General features: G+C 68.2%; 14 protein-coding genes. 10 read left to right on the top strand and 4 right to left on the bottom strand.

Annotated elements, in window-relative coordinates; translation table 11 throughout:
- The first annotated feature begins 182 nt into the window (after positions 1-182).
- From DELCS14_RS03545 to DELCS14_RS03520, 6 genes are all read left to right on the top strand, one after another.
- Complete coding sequence (locus DELCS14_RS03545; protein WP_013800466.1) at positions 183-1,244, top strand: helix-turn-helix domain-containing protein; 1,062 nt, start codon at positions 183-185, stop codon at positions 1,242-1,244.
- Between the two features lie 103 nt (positions 1,245-1,347).
- Positions 1,348-3,459, top strand: a complete 2,112-nt coding sequence (locus tag DELCS14_RS29425; RefSeq protein WP_216595207.1) for an IPT/TIG domain-containing protein — start codon at positions 1,348-1,350, stop codon at positions 3,457-3,459.
- Between the two features lie 103 nt (positions 3,460-3,562).
- Positions 3,563-4,078: a sigma-70 family RNA polymerase sigma factor gene (locus tag DELCS14_RS03535; RefSeq protein ID WP_043796562.1), complete on the top strand. Its 516-nt coding sequence runs from the start codon at positions 3,563-3,565 to the stop codon at positions 4,076-4,078.
- Complete coding sequence (locus DELCS14_RS03530) at positions 4,075-5,136, top strand: FecR domain-containing protein (RefSeq protein WP_013800463.1); 1,062 nt, start codon at positions 4,075-4,077, stop codon at positions 5,134-5,136. Before DELCS14_RS03535 ends, DELCS14_RS03530 begins: the two co-directional genes overlap by 4 nt.
- A gap of 121 nt (positions 5,137-5,257) precedes the next feature.
- Positions 5,258-7,741 (top strand): TonB-dependent receptor, encoded by a 2,484-nt coding sequence (locus tag DELCS14_RS03525; RefSeq protein WP_013800462.1) that lies wholly within the window; start codon positions 5,258-5,260, stop codon positions 7,739-7,741.
- A 176-nt stretch (positions 7,742-7,917) separates the two neighbouring features.
- Entirely contained in the window at positions 7,918-10,035 is a 2,118-nt protein-coding gene (locus DELCS14_RS03520; protein ID WP_013800461.1) for a TonB-dependent siderophore receptor, read from the top strand.
- Positions 10,036-10,125: 90 nt separating this feature from the next.
- Here DELCS14_RS03520 and DELCS14_RS03515 read toward each other — a convergent pair whose 3' ends face one another.
- Positions 10,126-11,172 (bottom strand): hypothetical protein, encoded by a 1,047-nt coding sequence (locus DELCS14_RS03515; protein ID WP_013800460.1) that lies wholly within the window; start codon positions 11,170-11,172, stop codon positions 10,126-10,128.
- Positions 11,173-11,434: 262 nt separating this feature from the next.
- On the opposite strand from DELCS14_RS03515, the gene DELCS14_RS30950 reads away from it, so the two are divergent.
- The gene (locus DELCS14_RS30950) at positions 11,435-11,839 is read left to right on the top strand and encodes a hypothetical protein (protein ID WP_172642943.1); all 405 of its coding nucleotides are present in this window, start codon (positions 11,435-11,437) and stop codon (positions 11,837-11,839) included.
- A gap of 95 nt (positions 11,840-11,934) precedes the next feature.
- On the opposite strand, the gene glmS is transcribed toward DELCS14_RS30950, so the two are convergent.
- On the bottom strand, positions 11,935-13,854 hold the full coding sequence (glmS, locus tag DELCS14_RS03505; protein ID WP_013800458.1) for a glutamine--fructose-6-phosphate transaminase (isomerizing): 1,920 nt from the start codon (positions 13,852-13,854) through the stop codon (positions 11,935-11,937).
- 137 nt (positions 13,855-13,991) lie between these two features.
- On the opposite strand from glmS, the gene DELCS14_RS03500 reads away from it, so the two are divergent.
- Both DELCS14_RS03500 and DELCS14_RS03495 read left to right on the top strand, forming a co-directional pair.
- Positions 13,992-14,507, top strand: coding sequence for an Lrp/AsnC family transcriptional regulator (locus tag DELCS14_RS03500; RefSeq protein ID WP_012207697.1), 516 nt, complete (start codon positions 13,992-13,994; stop codon positions 14,505-14,507).
- Positions 14,508-14,724: 217 nt separating this feature from the next.
- Positions 14,725-15,885, top strand: coding sequence for a sensor domain-containing diguanylate cyclase (locus DELCS14_RS03495; RefSeq protein WP_013800457.1), 1,161 nt, complete (start codon positions 14,725-14,727; stop codon positions 15,883-15,885).
- 25 nt (positions 15,886-15,910) lie between these two features.
- Here DELCS14_RS03495 and DELCS14_RS03490 read toward each other — a convergent pair whose 3' ends face one another.
- Together DELCS14_RS03490 and glmU are read right to left on the bottom strand one after the other, a co-directional pair.
- Positions 15,911-16,771: an ATP-binding protein gene (locus tag DELCS14_RS03490; RefSeq protein WP_012207699.1), complete on the bottom strand. Its 861-nt coding sequence runs from the start codon at positions 16,769-16,771 to the stop codon at positions 15,911-15,913.
- Positions 16,772-16,865: 94 nt separating this feature from the next.
- Positions 16,866-18,296 (bottom strand): bifunctional UDP-N-acetylglucosamine diphosphorylase/glucosamine-1-phosphate N-acetyltransferase GlmU, encoded by a 1,431-nt coding sequence (gene glmU / locus DELCS14_RS03485; protein ID WP_013800456.1) that lies wholly within the window; start codon positions 18,294-18,296, stop codon positions 16,866-16,868.
- A 104-nt stretch (positions 18,297-18,400) separates the two neighbouring features.
- Here glmU and DELCS14_RS03480 point away from each other — a divergent pair, with 104 nt between their 5' ends.
- Positions 18,401-19,375: a LysR substrate-binding domain-containing protein gene (locus DELCS14_RS03480; protein WP_013800455.1), complete on the top strand. Its 975-nt coding sequence runs from the start codon at positions 18,401-18,403 to the stop codon at positions 19,373-19,375.
- Positions 19,376-19,392 lie beyond the last annotated feature (17 nt).

Below are 19,392 nucleotides of genomic sequence, written 5' to 3'. Positions count from 1 at the left end.
CTCCAGCATGGCCGGCAGCCGGTCCCCGCGGGCTCCCTGTTGCGCATCGTGCCGCCTTCGCGACTCCTGCGAAACACAGCCGGGGGCGCCTGTATAGTTGCGGCCTGGCGACCACGGCAACACCCCGCGCCGTGCGGGATTGTCCTGCCAGGTCCTGTCTTTTACTGCGCTGATACCTCGCAATGCAGCCCCCGGCCACAGCCCTGCCCAGCACGACGTTCGCCACCGACCAATTGGCGCAGGCAGACCGCTTCGAGGCGTGGCGCAGCAGCATCTCCGTGCTTTTCGACGTGGCGTCGCTGGAGCACGGCGCGTCGCCGGGGCGCTTCCATGCCTCGGTGCATGCGGTCCACCTGGGCCAATTGCTGCTGGGCGACCTGCGCTTCGGCGCGCAGCGCTTCTCGCGCGGCCAGGCACGCGCCGCCCACGACGGCCTGGACCACTACCTGGTGCAGTGGTACCGCGCAGGGGGTTTCGTGGGCCAGCATGGCGACGGCAGCGAACTGCGGGTCCGCGCCGGTGACGTGGTCGTCTTCGACATGGCCCGCACCCAGCACACCGTGGCCCAGGATTCCCATGTGCTCTCGCTGATCGTTCCCCGCAGGCTGGGCGAGGCTGCCTGCGGGTCCCCGGGCCCGGGCCCCCACGGCACCGTGCTGGCCGCCGACAGTCTGTTCGGCGGCCTGCTGGCAGACCACCTGGGCGCACTGCACCGGCGCCTGCCCTCCATCGGCCCGGCGCAGGCCGATGACGTGGTGCACGCCACCCTGCAAATGCTGGCCGCCTGCCTGCGCCCCAGCCAGCGCACCCTGGCCGAAGCCCGCGCCGAGGTGCATGCCGCCACGCTGGAGCGCATCCAGCGCCATATCGCGCGGAACCTGGGCACGCCGCTCTCGCCCGAGGCACTGTGCCGCTGCTTCGGCATTTCGCGCCACCGGCTCTACCACCTCTTCGAGCCCCTGGGCGGCGTGATGCGCTATGTGCAGCAGCGCCGCCTGCAGCGGGCCTTCCACACGCTGTCCAATCCCGCCTACCGGCGCCTGCGCATTGCCGAGGTGGCTGCACGCCTGGGCTTTGCCAGCGAGGCGCACTTCAGCCGCGCCTTCCGTGCCGCGTTCAGCCACACGCCCAGCGATGTGCGGGCCATGGCCGAGGCGGCGCACGCGGCGCGCATGTCACCGTCCGCCGCCAGCACGGCGGCATCGGTGGAATACGCAGACTGGCTTCTCGGGCTCATGGCCTGAGCGCCGGATGCTGGGTCAAGCGGCGGACCAACGCACGGTCAAGCCTTCGGGCCGCCCCTCCCGCAAGATAGCCGCAGGCAGCCGCGCCCGGTTTGCAGCCTGCATGGCGGCCGCGCCCGGCCGTCCCCAATCCACCCGACATCCAACAGCCAAGAACACCATGCCAGAAAAAAACAGAAGGCATCTTTCCATCCATGCGCTGCGTTGGCTGCCCATCTCATGGGTACTGCTTGCCATCCTTCTATCGGCGTCCGGTGCCCATGCGGCCACGATCAGGACACTGCTGTCCACTCTCGATGCGGCCACAGGCAATGTCTGGGCGAACGGCAGCTATCCCAGATACCAGGAATTCAGGACGGGTGAAACCAATGTCATCATCTCCGATGTATCCGTTCGCATTTTTGAAGTATTTGGCGGCGGATTCCCGCGACTGAAACTTTGCGACAGCGCCTCTGCCAACTGCCAACAGCTCGATTACCAGGAAACCATCGGCGATACCTACAGGTTCACAGGTGCCTACCCTGCGTATGCCAACACATCTGTGCGCATCATCTTCGACTGCAATTGCAGTGGCAGCGCCGGATACGGCATCTATCTCGGACCCAGGGTCATTCCCGGGGCATCCTCCAGTGCCTTCGGCTATCTATTCGCGGTCAAGGTGGATGCCATTGCCATGCCGACCGTCAACCAGATTCTTCCCTCTGCCGGCCCGGCCACAGGAAGCACGCCGGTCAGGCTCGATGGCACAGGATTTCTGGACGCCACCGGCGTCCAATTCGGCGATACGGACGCGCTTCACTTCCAGGTGGATAGCGACACGCAGATCACGGCGACATCACCTGCTCATTCACCGGGTGCCGTGGGCATCAAACTCATGACCGCCGCCAATGGCGCATCCATCAGCGGCAGCTTCACCTATGTGGCAGCCCCTGCCATCACGGCCATCAGCCCCGTGGCCGGCCCCACCGCCGGGGGCAGCCCGGTGACCCTGATCGGCACGGGATTCGCTGCAGCACCGGCCACGGGAGCCGTGCGGTTCGGCGCCGCCGCTGCCGCCTACACGGTGCTCAGCGACACGCAGATCACCGCCATGGCGCCTGCGGGCGCCGCCGGCACCGTCGATGTCACCGTGGCCACCATCGGCGGCACCTCCGCCGCCAGCGCCGGAGACCGTTTCACCTATGCCGAGGCACCGACCGTCGCCTCGCTGGCCCCGGCGACGGGCCCGAGCGCGGGAGGCACACAGGTCACCCTCACCGGAACCCACCTGAGCGCCGCCAGCACGGTGAAATTCGGCCATCAATACGCCAGCGGCGTTTCGGTGCTCAGCGATACGCAGCTCACCGCGATTTCACCCCCCGGCAGCGGGACCGTCGATCTGACGGTGACCAGTCCCGGCGGCACTTCTGCGGTCACGGGCTCGGCCCGGTTCAGCTATGCGGGCGCTCCCGCCATCACGGGCCTGTCCACGCAACGCGGCCCAGCCTCGGGAGGCAGTTCGGTGATCCTGTCCGGCAGCGACTTCACGGGAGCGACCGAGGTCCGGTTTGGCGCGGTCCAAGCCACGGGCTTCACGGTGGACAGCGCCACCCGGATCACGGCCACCGCTCCCGCGGGTTCCCTGGGCACCGTGGCGGTTTCGGTAACGACCCCCGAGGGCACCAGCCCCGCAAGCGCGACGGCACAGTTCAGCTACCAGGCGGACTCGGCCTCATTGCAGCTTGCCGCAGGGACCGTGGCGATGCACCTGTCCGGCGCGGACTGCGGCTTCGATGGCATGCCGACGAATGCGGCAGCGCCGTCCAGCGGCGCCCCCCCGGGCTTCGGCTTTCCGTACGGCCAGATCGCCTTCAAGGCCACCGGCTGCACGAACGGCGGAACACTCCGCGTGGCGCTCACGCTGCCCAGGCAAGTGCCCCCGGGCGCCGTGCTCTACAAGCTGGTGGACGGGCAATGGCTGCCATGGGATGCGAGCGTGAACGGCGCGAGCATCGGGTTTGCGGTCACCGACAACGATGGCAGCTCCACCGCACGGGCCACCGGGGACAACGATCCCGCGCCCGGCAGCATCGACGATCCGATCATGATTGCCGTGCCCGCGGCCTCCGCCACGCCGGCCACCGTGCCGGCCACCGGACCTGGTTCACTGGCGCTGCTGTCCCTGGCCATTGCAGGCCTGGTGGCAGGCGGCCTTCGACATCGCAAAAGGGGATAGCCCCCGGCGCCTCGGTAGTGCGCACGCCAGCGGATAGAATGAGAACCAATCGCATTGAGTCATTGATGCCAAGGGGATCCTCCTTGCGATGGTGGGGGTCAGCATGTCATCCGGCGAATTCGCGCTGCACAACGAGGTCCAGTCGCTCTATCGTGACCATCACCGATGGCTGCGCGATTGGCTGCGCAGAAAACTGGGCTGTTCCCACCATGCCGCCGACTTGGCCCACGACACCTTCGTGCGCCTGCTCGGCCGCAAGGAGCGGGCGGACCCGGTGGACCCCCGCGCCTACCTGGCCACCATCGCCCACGGCCTGGTGGTGGATTTCCACCGGCGCCGGGCGCTGGAGCGGGCCTATCTGGAATCGCTGGCGGCCCTGCCCGAGCCGCAGGCGCCCTCGCCCGAGGCGCGGGCCATCGTGCTGGAGGCCCTGGTGGCCATCGACGCCATGCTCGACGGCATGAAGCCCGCCGTGCGCCAGGCCTTCATCCTCTCCCAGCTCGAAGGCCTGACCTATGCGCAGATCGCCGCGCGGCTGCAGGTGACCGTGCGCACCGTCAACAACTACATGCTCAAGGCGCTGGAGCACTGCTACCTCATCGTGGCAGACGGCGCATGACGGCCTTGCCCTCGAACAGCGACAGCGCCCTGGACGCGGCTGCACATTCGCCCACCCCCACCCCCACCCCAGCCCAGGCCCAGGCCCGCATCCGCCAGGAAGCGATTGCCTGGTACGCCCGACTTTGCTCCGGCGATGCCACCGACGCCGACCGTGCCGCCTGGCAGCGCTGGCATGAGTCCCACCCCGAGCACCAGCGCGCATGGCGGCATTTCGACGCCCTGCAGTCCATGCTGCAGCGCGTGCCGGGCCATCTGGCCGCCTCCACGCTGCAGGCCAGCCGGCGCAGCCGCCGCCGGGTGCTGCGCGGCATCGGCGCACTGGTGGGCAGCGGGGCCGTGGCGGGCCTGTCATGGCAGCTGGCCGGCGGACAGGGCGGCGTGCGCTCCTGGCTGGCCGACTACCGCACCGGCACAGGCGAGCGCCGCACCGTCACGCTGGCCGACGGGTCCGAGCTGACGCTGAACACGCGGACCTCGGTGGATGTGTCCATGGACCCCACGCGCCGGCTGCTGGTGCTGCGCGAGGGCGAGATCCTGGTGCAGACCGCCCATTCCCTGGCCGGACCCGGCGCAGGCGCCAAGGATGGCCGCCCGTTCATGGTGCACACGCCGCAGGGCCGCATCCTGGCGCTGGGCACGCGCTTCACCGTGCGCAGCGAGGGCGGCGAGGGCGGTGACACCGTGGTGAGCGTGCTGCAGGACGCCGTGGAAATCCAGCCCCTGCAGGACCCCAGCCGCAGTCTGCGGCTGCAGGCCGGCCAGCAGGCCAGCTTCAGCCGCAACGGCATGCTGCCCGCCCAGGCCGCCGACCCGGCCCTGGTCAACTGGGTGGGCGGCAGCCTCATCGTGGACGGCTGGCGGCTGGACGACGTGGTGCGCGAACTCGCACGCTACCGGCCCGGCCGCCTGGCCTGCGACCCGGCCGTGGCCGGCCTGCGCGTGTCCGGCGTGTTTCCCCTGGCCGACACGGACAAGGCGCTGGCCGTCATCACCCGCGCCTTCCCGGTGCGCGCGGCCGGCCTGTCGCGCTACTGGCTGACCCTGGTGCCCGTCTAGGGCCAGCCATTTCCCCATGCCGCACAAAAAACTTCGCGGCCCATTTTCATCTTTTGCGATCTCGTTCGGCTCCCTTCATGAAAGCCCTTGTCTCACCGCTGTTCATGGCCAGGAAACCCGAATGCAAACGCCCTTCACACCGACACCCGCCCGCGCGGCGCTGACCTGCCTGCTGGCTGCGGCGGTGGCATGTGCGCCCCCCGGCCATGCGGCCGAGCCCCTGGCGCAGACCCGCCAGGCCGCCAGGGCCTATGAGATCGGGGCCGGCCCGCTGGCCTCGGTGCTGGGCCAGTTTGCGGCGGCCGCAGGCGTGGCCCTGTCCTATGACCCGGCCAGCACGCGCCAGCGGCAGTCGGGCGGCCTGCGCGGCAGCTATACCGTGGGCGCGGGCTTTGCGGCCATCCTGGCGGGCTCCGGGCTGGAGGCGGTGGAAGGCGGCGCGGGTGAATTCATCGTGCGCAAGGCGGCCATGCCCGCCACGGCAGGCGCTGCAGCGGCCGACGCCACCGAGCTGCCCGCCGTGCGCGTCGTGGCCCGTGCGGCCCCTGCCCCGGTCGATGCCGACGAGCGCTACCAGCCCACGCCCGATGCCTCCAGCCTGCGCACCACGGCGCCCGTGCTGGAGATCCCGCAGGTGGTCAACGTGGTGCCGGCCCAGGTGATCCGCGACCAGCGCCCGCGCAACCTGGACGAGGCGCTGTCCAATGTCAGCGGCGTCACCCAGGGCAACACCCTGGCCAGCACGCAGGACACCATCATGAAGCGCGGCTTCGGCACCAACCGCGACGGCTCCGTCATGCACAACGGCATGCCCCTGGTGCAGGGGCGCGGCATGAACGCCGCCGCCGAGAGCGTGGAAGTGATCAAGGGCCCGTCCTCGCTGCTGTACGGCCTCATGGACCCGGGCGGCGTGATCAACGTGGTCAGCAAGAAGCCGCAGCTGCGCCAGCGCACGGCGCTGTCGCTGCAGGGTTCGGGCTACGCGGGCGGGCGCAACGGCACGGGCGCCACGCTGGACACCACCGGCCCCATCGGTGAGAACGGTCTGGCCTACCGCCTGGTCGTCGACCATGTGGACGAGGACTACTGGCGCAACTTCGGCCAGCACCGCGAGACGCTGGTGGCGCCGTCGCTGGCCTGGTATGGCGACGACACGCAGGCCGTGCTCTGGTACGAGTACCGCAAGTACCTGACGCCCTTCGATCGCGGCACGGCGCTGGACCCGGTCACCCGGCGCCCGCTGGACCTTCCGGCCACGCGCCGGCTGGACGAGCCCTTCAACCAGATGACGGGCGAGACCCACCTGGCCCAGCTCTCCGTGGACCACCGCCTGGGCAGCGGCTGGGCCGCCCACCTGAACCTGAGCTACAACCGCGAGATCTACGACGCCAACCAGCTGCGCGTGAACGGCGTGAACACCGCGCGCGGCACCCTGCAGCGCAGCAACGACGCCACGCACGGCGCACTCAGCACCGACAGCTATGGCTCGGCCTATGTGGACGGCAGCGTGCAGCTGGCGGGCCTGCGCCATGACCTGCAGTTCGGCGCCGATGCCGAGTACCGGCTGATCTACCGCTCCGACCTGCTGCGCCAGGCCGTCACCTCCACCTTCAGCTACACCAACCCCGTCTACGGGCTGGAGCAGCCCTCGGCCACCGTCTCGGCCAGCGACAGCGACCAGAGGGACCAGTTGCACAACCAGTCGCTGTTCCTGCAGGACGCCATCCACCTGGGCGACCGCTGGGTGCTGACGACCGGCCTGCGCTACCAGACCTGGCGCCAGACCGCCGGCCGGGGCCGCCCGTTCAAGGCCAACACCCAGGCCCACGGCACGGCCTGGCTGCCGCGCGCCGGCCTGGTCTATCAACTGGCCAGCGGCCTGTCGCTCTACGGCAACTACTCGCAATCGCTCAGGCCCACCTCCACCATCGCGCCGCTGGCCAGCGGCGCCGTGATCGACTCGGGCGTGGCGCCCGAGGAGGCCCGGTCCTGGGAAGCCGGCGCCAAGCTGGACCTGCCAGGGCAGCTCACCGGCACGCTGGCGCTGTTCGACATCCGCAAGAAGAACGTGCTGGTCTCGCAGTTCAACGACGCCACCAAGCTGACCGACTGGCGCACCTCGGGCGCGGCGCGATCGCGCGGGCTGGAGGTGGATGTGGCCGGCGAGCTGGGCCGCCACTGGAGCGCCATCGCGGCCTTTGCCTATGTGGATGCCAAGACCACGCAGGACCCGCTCTACCAGGGCAACCAGCTGTGGAACGTGGCGCGGCAGACGGCCTCGCTGTCGGCCGTGTACGACTTTGGCCAAGTGCTGGGCGGTGTCCTGGGCGATGTGCTGGGCGAAGGCCGGCTGCGCGTGGGCGGCGGCCTGCAGTACGTGGGCAGGCGGCCCGGCGACTCGGCCAACTCCTTCTGGCTGCCGGGCTACACCGTGGCCCATGCCTTTGCCACGTATGACACGCGGATCAACGGCTACAGGACGCGCTTTCAGCTCAACGTGAAGAACCTGTTCGACCGCACCTACTACCCGTCGAGCGCCAACACCTACTTCATCTCGATGGGCGACGCGCGCCAAGTGCTGCTGCGCGCCACGGTCGAGTTCTGAGCGGGCGCCAGCCCGGCCCCCGGCCTTTCCTTTTTCTGTGTCTGTCCCGGCCCGCAGCCGCATGCGATGCCGCGCATCACGCATCACGCATCACCTCCATGAACTTATCTCCCCGCTTATCGCCTCGCCGAACGCCCCGCCAAACGCTTTTTTCCTCTATTGACTGGCCATTGCGCATGCCTTCCTCCTTCCACACCCTCCCCCCCATTGCCGGCATGCCCCGCTCCTGCCTGTGCCTTGCCCTGGCTGCCATCCCCGTGATGGCCTTCTCCCAGGCCGCCGACGCACCGTCCACGCAACTGGAAACCGTGCAGATCCAGGCCGAGAAGCAGCAGAACAACGAAGACAACTTCGTCGCCCGCAAAACCACGGGCGTGCTGCGCTCCGATGCGCCGCTGTTCGAGACCGCGCAGTCCATCAGCGTGGTGACCCAGCGGCAGATCGAGGAAAAACAGGTCAGGTCCGTGGCCGAGGCGCTGGAGAGCGTGGCCGGCGTTGCGTCCGGCTCGTACGGCCGGCGCGGCTGGGATGACTTCATCATCCGCGGCCAGATCTCCAGCGCGCAAACCTATGTGGACGGACTGCGGGCGCAGACCTCCACCAACGTGCTGCGCTCCGAGGACATCTTCGGCATCGGCTCCATCGAAGTGGTCAAGGGCCCCACCTCGGTGGGCTTCGGCCTGGCCCTGCCGGGCGGCCTGGTCAACCTGACCACCAAGCGCCCGCAGGCCGAGTCGTTCTCGCGCGCCGGCATCAGCGTGGGCAGCTATGGATTGAAGGAGGCCAACTTCGACCTGAACTACTCGCCCGACGCAAGCCGCAAGGGCGCCTTTCGCATCGTGGGCCGCGCATCCGACCAGAACGATCCCACGGACTACGTCTACTTCAAGAACCAGTACCTGGCGGGCTCGTACAACTTCGACCTGGACGGCAGGAACGAGCTGTCCGTCATCGCCAGCTACCAGCACCGCAACTACATCCGCAACCAGGGCATTCCGCAGAACTACGAGAAGTACGGGCGCAATGTCTTCATCGGCGAACCCGACCGCAGCTACGAGGTGGACTCCTACCGCCTGGGAGCCAACTACGCGCACTACTTCGACAACGAATGGGTGTTCCGCCAGAACTTCGCGCTCACCAAGGGCAGCAGCCTGAGCAACTCGGTCTTTGCGGCGGCCAATGCCAGGTTCCCCCTGGTCGCGCGCCAGATCAACTACCAGGACAAGCAGGACGTCAACATCGCCCTGGACAACTACCTGCAGCGCAACTTCAAGTTTGATCGCGTGAACTACGAGCTGACCGCCGGCATCGACATGATGCGAGAGCGCAGCGACTACTACCAGCGCGTGGACAACATCAACCCCTTCAACGCCGACAACCCGGTCTATGGCGTCACGTCCATCAAGGAGGGCAAGCCCTCCCACAACCTGACCTACAGCCAGTACGTGGGCCTGTACCTGCGCAACACCATCAAGATCGATGAGAAATGGATCGCCGGCCTGAATGGTCGCCATGACTGGACGCGCGTGGAAATCCAGGACAGGCTGGCCGGCGGCTCGGTCAGCAACAGCAACACCGCCTTCACGGGCAGCGCCTCGCTGATGTACCAGGCCAGCGAGTTCCTGGCACCCTACGTCAGCTACTCCACCTCCTTCATGCCCGTGACGGATGCCGGCATCAACGGCACGCTGCTCAATCCCGAAGAGGGCAAGCAGACCGAACTGGGCGTGAAATTCCAGGCCCTGGACCGGCGCGTGCAAGGCTATCTGGCGGTGTATGACCTGCGGCGCAAGAACGTCACCGAGAACGACGCCACGCTGGGCTACGCCGTCCAGACCGGCGAGCAGACCACCAAGGGTTTCGAAGCGGAAGTCGTCGCCTCGCTGACGCGGCAATGGAATGTCTCGGCCGCCTACAGCTACATCCCCTCGGCCCGGACCTCCCAAAGCCTGACGGCCAGCGAAATCGGCAAGCGCATCAACCATGTGCCCAAGAACGCAGGCTCCGTCTTCACGCAGTACTACTTCAACCCCGACCGCCTGGGCTGGAACATGGGCGCAGGCCTGCGCATGCAGGGTGCCCGCACGGCACAGCGCGGCACGGCCTTCGTCAACCTGGCCAAGTACACCCTGCTCGACCTGAACCTGGGCTATGAAGCGAAGTCATGGGGCCTGAGCCTGGCCATCAAAAACCTGCTGGACAAGGACTACGTCCAGGGCACAACGCCGAACGCGCAGCTGCTGAGCTTCGGCAGCCCGCGCACGCTGATGGTGAGTGCCAGGTTCAAGTACTGAGGCTGGCTGGCTCCTTCAAGCATGCGAGCCTTTCAGCAAAGGTGCGCAACCCGGCGGCGCCGATAGGCGGGCGCCGGCTGCGCCCCGGCTTCATGGCCCCTTGCGCAGCGAGATCGGCGTGCCCCAGACCGGGTCGGCCGCGCCCTGGCGGCCCAGCGTGGTGACCTGCATGGGCACCAGGCGTGCCATCAGCTTTTCCTGCTCGTCGTTGAGATTGGCGCGCGTGGCCAGATAGTTGCGCGTGAACTCCATGGGCGGCGGCAGTGTGTGGACGGTGAAGTCTTCCAGCGGGCATTCCACCTTCTCGGCCGCCACCTTGCGGCAGCCGGCCTGGCGGAACTGGTAGCTGGGCGTCTTCAGGTGCGAACGCTGGCTCAGCACCAGTTGGCCGCCCTCCAGCGTGAAGCTGGCCAGCGCCTGCCTGGGCGGCACGCGCACCTGGACCTTGAGTGCGGGAATGTCGCGCGAATCCGTGTCCTGGTAGTAGCCCGCCGCCATGCCCGGCGTGCTGTCGGTGACCATGCGCTCGCCCCAGGCCACGCAATTGCCCGAGGCGCGGTGCACCGTGGTGCAGTACTTCTCGATCCGGCTCTGCGAGTGCGTCGTGCCTTCCTTCCAGTTCATCTCGGTATAGAACTGGCGATAGGTTTCCGGCGACAACGTGGCCGTTCCAAGGGTGCCGCGGCCTGAGCCGGTGGCCCCGGCCTTGGCGCCCAGCTGGTCAAGCTGGGCATTGAGACGGTAGTCGTCACCCCCCGTCATCAGGTACTTGCCCGGCGGCAGCACATGGACCTCGAAGGCCTTGAACAGATAGGTGGTCTTGGGGTCGCGCTGCAGCGCGTTGTTCTGGAACTTGCGGCCAAACACGATCTCCGGCTTGTCCTCATGGGTCCAGACCACGTTGGGAGTCCACTTCGACATGCCATCGGCGTCGGCCAGCGACTTGTGCGGCGTCAGATCAGCCACCAGCACCACGGCCATGTTGGCCTTCAAGGCTTCGCTGATCACCCACAGCGTCTTTGCCTGCTCCGCTTCCTCCTTCTCGAGTTGCCCGCTGGAAGGCGGCGCGGCACACCCTGACAATCCCAGGGCGAGCACCAGGGTCGGCAAAACGAAACAGGGGCGCTGCAGTGTCATCGTTGAAATCCTTGGGGGTTGATGCTGGAAAGGCGTCATTTTGCGGGGAGATCTCCGGCGGCCCCGGCCAGGGGGCAGGCCCTCGACACGGAAAAGCCGCCCGAAGGCGGCCGGTTCCAGGGAGCGCTGCACCAGCGCTGGCTGCGATCAATCAGCGTTGCTGTGGCTGGCGCAAAGGCTGCCCTTGTTGGCGGACGTTCGCCTTGCACTGCATCTGGCTGTAGTTCCTGTCCGTGATGGGTTGCCCCATCTGCATGGGAACATGGACCGGATGCTGCGGGCCTCTCGTGGGAAGAAGCTGTTTCATGGTTCCATCCTCACGTCAAACGGAACGCCGCCCAGCCCGTCAGCGGGGCTGATTGGGCTGCTGCTGGCCTGGCTGGTTCTGGCCAGGTTGCTTGTGCTGGGGGTTGTCCTGCTGCTGCTGTCCCGGTTTTTGCTGGTTCGGGTTCTGCTGCTGCGGGTTGTTTTGCTGCTGCTGTTGCTGGTCGTTTTGCTGAGCCATGGGTATCTCCTTCACATGGTGGTCAAAGAGGCGCGTCAAACGAAGCGCCCGACTGCAGCGCAGATATGCACTGCGCTGGTAACCAGTGTGGGACCAGGCATGCGGCTCAGCCGTAGGACCGGCCAGAGCGTGCGCAGCCCCATGTTGCGATACCGCAGGTAGGCCAGCCGCCGGGTGTCCGACGGACATTTCGCACATGGGCAACGAAGGACCAGGGCAGGTCAAGACCTGTGCCTTGCCGCCCCCGGCCCTCTGCCTCACTCCACCGTCACGCTCTTGGCCAGATTGCGCGGCTTGTCCACGTCGGTGCCGCGTGCGCAGGCCGTGTGGTAGGCCAGCAGTTGCAGCGGGACCACGTGCAGGATGGGGCTCAGGGCGCCGTAGTTCTCGGGCATGCGGATGACGTGCATGCCTTCGCTGCTCTCGATGTTGGTCTTGGCATCGGCCAGCACATAGAGCACGCCGCCGCGCGCGCGCACTTCCTGCATGTTGCTCTTGAGCTTTTCCAGCAGCTCGTCATTGGGCGCGACCGTGACCACGGGCATGGCGCTGTCCACCAGGGCCAGCGGGCCGTGCTTGAGCTCGCCCGCCGGATAGGCCTCGGCGTGGATGTAGCTGATTTCCTTGAGCTTGAGCGCGCCTTCCAGCGCAATCGGGTAGTGGATGCCACGGCCCAGGAAGAGCGCGTTCTCGCGCTTGGCGAAGTCCTCGGACCAGCTGATGACCTGGGGCTCCAGCGCCAGCACCGATTGCAGGGCCACGGGCAGGTGGCGCATGGCGGCCAGGTACTGCTGCTCCTTTTCCTCGCTCAGGCGCCCTTGCGACTGCGCCAGGGCCAGGGTCAGCAGGAACAGGCCGGCCAGCTGGGTGGTGAAGGCCTTGGTGGAGGCCACGCCGATCTCCACGCCGGCGCGCGTGATGTAGGCCAGCTCGCATTCGCGCACCATGGCGCTGGTGGCCACGTTGCAGACGGTCAGCGTGTGCTTCATGCCCAGGCTCTGCGCGTGGCGCAGCGCGGCCAGGGTGTCGGCGGTCTCGCCCGACTGGCTGATGGTGACGACCAGGGTCTTGGGATGGGGAACGCTGGTGCGGTAGCGGTACTCGCTGGCCACTTCCACGCTGCAGGGCAGGCCGGCCAGCGCTTCGATCCAGTACTTGGCCGTGCAGCCGCTGTAGTAGCTGGTGCCGCAGGCCAGGATGAGCACGCGGTCGATTTCCTTGAACACGCGCCAGGCCGAGGTGCCGGCCTTGCCGTCCGAGCCCGCGCCGTCGAACAGCTCGGGCACGATGGCCTGCACGCCTTCCAGCGTGTCGGCAATGGCGCGCGGCTGCTCGAAGATTTCCTTTTGCATGTAGTGGCGGTAGGGGCCCAGCTCGGCCGCGCCGCTGTGGGCGTGCACGGTGCGCACGGGGCGCTGCTCGGGCGCCAGGCGCTCGCCGCCCTTGCCCACCAGCCAGTAGCGGCCGGGCTGCAGGTCCACGATGTCGCCCTCTTCCAGGTAGACGATCTGGTCGGTCACGCCGGCCAGGGCCATGGCATCGCTGGCCAGGAAATGCTCGGCGCCGTCCTGGCCCACGCCCAGGATCAGCGGTGAGCCGGCGCGCGAGCCGACCACGCGCTGCGGCTCATCCTTGTGCATGACGGCGATGGCGAAGGCACCATGCAGCCGCTGCGTGGCGGCCTGCACGGCCTCGAACAGGTCGCCGCCGTAGAGGCTGTCCACCAGGTGGGCGATGACCTCGGTATCGGTCTGGCTGGCGAAGACATAGCCCTTGGACTGCAGCTCGGCGCGCAGGGCTTCGTAGTTTTCGATGATGCCGTTGTGCACCAGGGCCACGCGGGCCGGCTGGTCGGTGTCGGCCACGGGCGAGACGCCAGGGCCGTGGCTGAAATGCGGATGGGCGTTGCGCACGGCCGGCTCGCCATGCGTGGCCCAGCGCGTGTGGGCAATGCCGGTGTGGCCGATGACCTTGTCCTGCTGCACCTGGGCCATGAGTTCGGCCACGCGCGCCGTGGAACGGGCGCGCTGCAGGCCCTGGCTGTGCACGCCCTGGGCGTCCAGCGCCTGCACGGCCACGCCGCAGGAGTCATAGCCGCGATATTCCAGGCGCTGCAGGCCCTGGACGAGAACGGGGACGATATCGCGGAAGGAAACCGCTGCGACGATGCCACACATGGACAAGCTCCTTGTTTCGAGATGACGACGGATGCTACGCAGGTTGAAAAGAAATTTCTCACCAAATTTCTTTGTCTATTGAACTAATATTTCATAAAAACCAGTACAAGAAATATTATTTCAATTCATAGAATTCAATGACACAAAATTCCATAGAACTGGACGCCACCGATCTGCGGTTGCTGCAATTGCTGCAGGTCGATGCCAGCCGCAGCAACCAGGCCCTGGCCGCGCTGCTGCAGCTGTCGCCGCCCACCTGCCTGCGCCGCGTGCGGCGGTTGCAGGAGACCGGGCTGATCGAGCGGCAGGTGGCCATCCTCCAGCCGGAACGCCTGGCCGCCGCCCTGGGCCACGGGCTGCAGGCCATCGTGGAAGTCTCGCTGGACCGCCAGGACAGTGATTCGCTGGACAGCTTCGAGCGCCGCGCCGTGGCGCTGGACGCCGTGCAGCAGTGCTGGCGCGTGTCGGCCGGGCCTGATTTCATCCTTGTGGTGGCCGCGCCCGACATGCCGGCCTACCTGGAGTTGAGCCGCGCGCTATTCACGGGCGACGCCAACGTGCGCAATGTCAAGAGTTTTTTCAGCGTCAAGCGCGCCAAGTTTTCCACCGCCATGCCGCTGCCGTCCACAAATCCCGGAACAGCCGCCGAATGAGGCCAGGAGCCTTGATTTTGTGAGTATTTGTGCTCATCAGGAAGCTACGCTGCATCCGGTCCGCGTAGGACAAGAGGCCTGCAATGTGTCCCGAACGCCAACTTTGGGCAACGTTAAACTTTAAGGCGTTGCGCACGCACGGGGACAATGATACAAATTGATGCAACAACACTTTCTGACGCGCTAGGCAATCGGCGCGCACTCGGCTCGCACCGCCATGTCCTTGCGCCAGCGCATCCATCGCCGAACCTACCCCTTGCGCGTCTCCAGCATGGCATTGGGCGGCCTCGTCGTGGGCACGGCCATGACGGAGATGGGCGCCAGCCCGGCGGTCTGGGGCTTTGTGCTGGTGAGCGCCCTGGTCTGGCCGCACATCGCCTTTTTGCACGCCCGCCACAGCCGTGACAGCCACCGCGCCGAACACGCCAATCTGCAGATAGACGCGCTGATCATCGGCAGCTGGATTCCCGTGATGCATTTCTGCGCATTGCCCAGCATTGCGCTGCTGGCCATCAGCATTGCCGACCGCAACCACACGGCCACGCGCGACGGCTGGCTGCAATCGCTGGTGGCCACCTTGCTGGCCGCCGCGCTGGTGGCCCTGCTGCTGCGACCCGTGCCCGACTGGGAGGCCAGCCTGGCCGTGCAGCTGAGCATGCTGCCCCTGCTCCTGCTGCACAGCGTGTTCTCCAGCTGGTCCACGCGCCAGCTGGTGCGCAAGCTGGCGCGCCAGAACGTGAAGCTGCAGGTGCTCAGCCGCATCGACCCGCTGACCACGCTGTACAGCCGGGACTACTGGTGGCAAAAGGCCCGCGCCGCGCTGCGCGACTACCGGCAGACGCAGGCCTCGGCCTGCCTGCTGATCGTGGACATAGACCACTTCAAGCGCATCAACGACAGCTTTGGCCACACCGTGGGCGACGAGGTGCTGCAGGCCATAGGCCTGACCATCCGGCACTGCCTGCGCTCGCACGACGCGGCGGGCCGCTATGGCGGTGACGAGTTCGCCGTGCTGTGCATGCACACCCAGCTGGACGACGCCTATGCGGTGGCGCTGCGCATACGCAACCAGTTGAGCCAGCTGCGCGTGCGCGAGCATCCCCAGCTGCGCGTGAGCGCCAGCATTGGCGTGGCGGCGGCGGACCCGAGCTTTCTGTCGGTCAAGGACTGGATCAATGCGGCCGACAGCGCGCTCTACAGCGCCAAGGATGCCGGGCGCGACCAGGTGATTCCCGCCGCGCCGCTGATGGCCGGCAGCGCGCCTGCCCGAGCGGGAACAGGCTCGGACACAGACCCCGATACTGGCTCCGACATAGGCCCGGACACCAGGGACTCCCGCCCCACGCACCAGCCCGAGCCGGACGACACGCTGATCTGAGGGCAGGCGCCAGCGGCAGGCGGTCTCAGAGCCCGCGATCGGCGCGCCGCACTTCGCCGCCGGGCCAGTTCAGGCAAACGCAGCAGCCGCCCGCGGGCGTGGCGCGGATGGTGGCCTCGCCGCCGTGGCGGCGCATGACGCCACGCACCAGGGCCAGGCCCGTGCCCAGGCCGGGGAACTCGGATTCGCGGTGCATGCGCTGGAAGATGCCGAACAGCGCTCCCGCACGCGAGGGATCGAACCCCACGCCGTTGTCCGTCACGCTGAGCGTGATGCCGCCGTCGGCATGGCGCTCCACATCGATGGCAATGCGCGGCTGGTCCACGGGCCGGGTGAACTTGACGGCGTTGTCCAGCAGCGCCTCCAGCACCTGGCGCAGCAGGGCCGCGTCGGCACGCACGGCGGGACTTTGCTGCGGCAGGCTCCATTGCAGCCGCGCCGCCGCGCCGCAGGCCGCCCAGCGCGGCTGCGCCAGCACGGCCGTGCGCGCCTGCTCCAGCAGCTCCTGCAAGGCGACGGGCTGCCACTGCATGGGCGTGCGCGCGGCGCGCGACAGGGCCAGCAGGCCGTCGAGCATGCCGCCCATGCGGCGCGCCGACTGGTCCATGGTCTGCAGGAAGCCGCGCGCCTCCTGCAGCTCCTGCGGCGAAGGCGCGGCCTGCGACAGCAGCTCATCGACCAGGGGGCCGAAGGACAGCACATGGCGCAGCGGCGCGCGCAGGTCGTGCGACACCGCATGCAGCCATTCCTGCTGCGCGGCGCGCAGGGCCTGCAGTTCCTGCTCGCGCTGGGCCAGGCGCTCCAGCGCATCCTGCAGCGTGCGAGGAGGGCCCTGCAGGTCGGCGGCGGGGTCGGGGGGCGGATGGGGTGCGAAAGGTTCCGTCATGGCATGGACAGGGTCAGGAGATTCGGCAAATCGGCGTACCCCGTACGGGACCCGCCGGCGATGCGGGCCCTCGAGCCCACGTGTCTCGGAAGTCTCAGGACTTGGGCAGTTTGACTGGGCGCTTCCAGCTGGTGATGCTCACCTGCCTGCCCCGCGATACCGTGAGCACGCCGGGCTCGGTGCTCTTGGTGACCGTGGAGCCGCCGCCCACCGTGCCACCCGCGCCAATGGTGACGGGCGCCACCAGCACGCAGTTGCTGCCGATGTGCACGTCGGCCTCGATCACCGTGCGGTGCTTGTTCACGCCGTCGTAGTTGGCCGTGATGGAGCCGGCGCCGTAGTTGACGCGCTCGCCCACCGTGGCATCGCCCAGGTAGGCCAGGTGGTTGGCCTTGGCGCCATCGGCCAGCACGGAGTTCTTGACCTCGACGAAGTTGCCGATGTGCACTTCGCGGCCCAGTTGCGCTCCGGGGCGCAGGCGCGCAAACGGGCCGACCAGGGCGCCCTCGCCCACGCTGACGCCGGCCTTCTCGCCATCGACATGCGTGTACGGATGGATGACGGCACCCGCCGCAATCGTGGCGTTGGCAATGCTGCAATAGGCGCCGATGCGCGCGCCTTCGCCAATCTCCACATGGCCGCTGAAGATGCAGCCCACGTCGATCTCCACATCCTGCCCGCAGGCCAGGCGTGCCGCGCGGCCCGTGCGCGGGTCGTCGCGCAGGTCAAAGCGCGCGGGGTCGGCCAGGCGCACGCCCTGCTCCATCAGCGCACGGGCCTGGGCGCCCTGGTGGGCGCGCTCCAGCTCGGCCAGTTGCAGCGGGCTGTTGACGCCCGCCACCTGCACCGGGTCGGCAATGCAGTGCGCGACCACGGGCACGCCGTCGGCCACGGCCATGGCGACCACATCGGTCAGGTAGTACTCGCCCTGGGCGTTGTCATTGGTCAGGCGGGCCAGCCAGCCGGCCAGGTGGCGGGCCGGCACGGCCATGATGCCGCTGTAGATTTCCTGGATGGCGCGCTGGGCGTCATTGGCATCCTTTTGCTCGACGATGCGCTGCACCGTGCCGTCTTCGCCGCGCACGATGCGGCCGTAGCCTGTGGGATCGGGCAGGCGCACGGTCAGCAGCGCCAGCCGCTGGCCATCGGCCGCATCGACCAGGGCGCGCAGCGTGTCGGCCTGCGTCAGCGGCACATCGCCCGAGAGCACGATGACCATGCCATCGCCCGCCAGCGCGGGCACGGCCTGCTGCACCGCGTGGCCCGTGCCCAGCTGCGGCTCCTGGCGCACGAACTTCAGCGCCATGGAGCCGCCCTGGCAGGCCGCCGCCATGGCGGGCTCCACCTGGTCCGCGCCGTGGCCCGTGACCACCACGGCCGAGCGCGCATCCAGCTGCGCCGCCGTGGACAGCACATGGCCCAGCAACGGGCGCCCCGCCAGGCGCTGCAGGACTTTGGGAAGGCGGCTTTTCATGCGCGTGCCCTTGCCCGCGGCCATGATGACGAGATCCAGAGGTGCTGTCATAGGTGATTCATCCAAAACGCCAGAACCTGTGCCGGCAACGCCGCCGATTATCTGCCCGCCAAGGGCTGCGGCCGGTCACACGATTGACGTATGCTGGCGGCGCCATGCCCCATGCCACCACTGCCCCCGTTCCCCTGCTGCGCACACGCGCCATCGGAGCCGGCCATCTGCGTGCCTTCCTGGCCGTGGCCCGGCACCTGAATTTCCGCGCGGCAGCCGACGAGCTGTCGCTGACGCAGTCGGCCGTGAGCCGCCAGATCCAGTCGCTGGAGGATGAAGTCGGCGTGCCCCTGTTCCTGCGCCATACGCGCGCCGTGGAGCTGACCGGGGCCGGCGCCCAGCTGCTGCGCTCGGTGGCGCCCGCGCTGGAGCAGATCGACGCCTCGGTGCGCCAGATCCGCCAGACCGTGGGCCGCAAGAGCGTGGCCATCACCACCTGGGCCAGCTTTGCCGCCATGTGGCTGATCCCGCGCCTGGAGTCCTTCCAGCGCGCCTGGCCCGATATCGACATCCGCATCGACACCAGCGACACCGTGATGGACCTGGACACCACCGATGTGGACCTGGCCCTGCGCTACGGCCGCGCGGGCGATGGCTGGCCCCAGGCGCAGCGCCTGTTCGGCGAACAGCTGGCCGTGGTGGCCAGCCCGCGCCTGCTGGCCGACGGCCCGCCGCTCAGGACGCCGGCCGATGCCGCGCGCTACACGCTGATCGAGACCGGCGACGCCCACCGCATGCCCCAGCTGGAATGGCTGGGCTGGCAGCGCTGGTTCGGCGTGCAGGGCTGCGACCAGCTGCAGCCGCCGCGCTGGCTGTACTTCAACTACGCCCACCAGATCGTGCAGGCCGCACTGGCCGGCCAGGGCCTGGCGATTGCGCGGCTGCCGCTGGTGGCCGATGCGCTGGCGGCTGGCGACCTGGTCGAGGTGCTGCCCGCGCACCGGCTGGAATCGCCGCTGGCCTACTGGCTGATCGTGGGCCCGCGCAGCGCAGCGCGTCCCGAGGTGGCCGCCTTCTGCCGGTGGCTGCAGGAGCAGGCCGAGGTCACGCGCGAAACCGTCGAATCGCCCCCGGCTTGAAAAATGCCCCCCCACGC

The sequence above is a fragment of the Delftia sp. Cs1-4 genome, assembly GCF_000214395.1.
Taxonomy (GTDB): Bacteria; Pseudomonadota; Gammaproteobacteria; order Burkholderiales; family Burkholderiaceae_C; genus Comamonas; species Comamonas acidovorans.
Note: the sequence above shows the minus strand (reverse complement) of the source record. Positions and strands in the feature narration are given on the sequence as shown.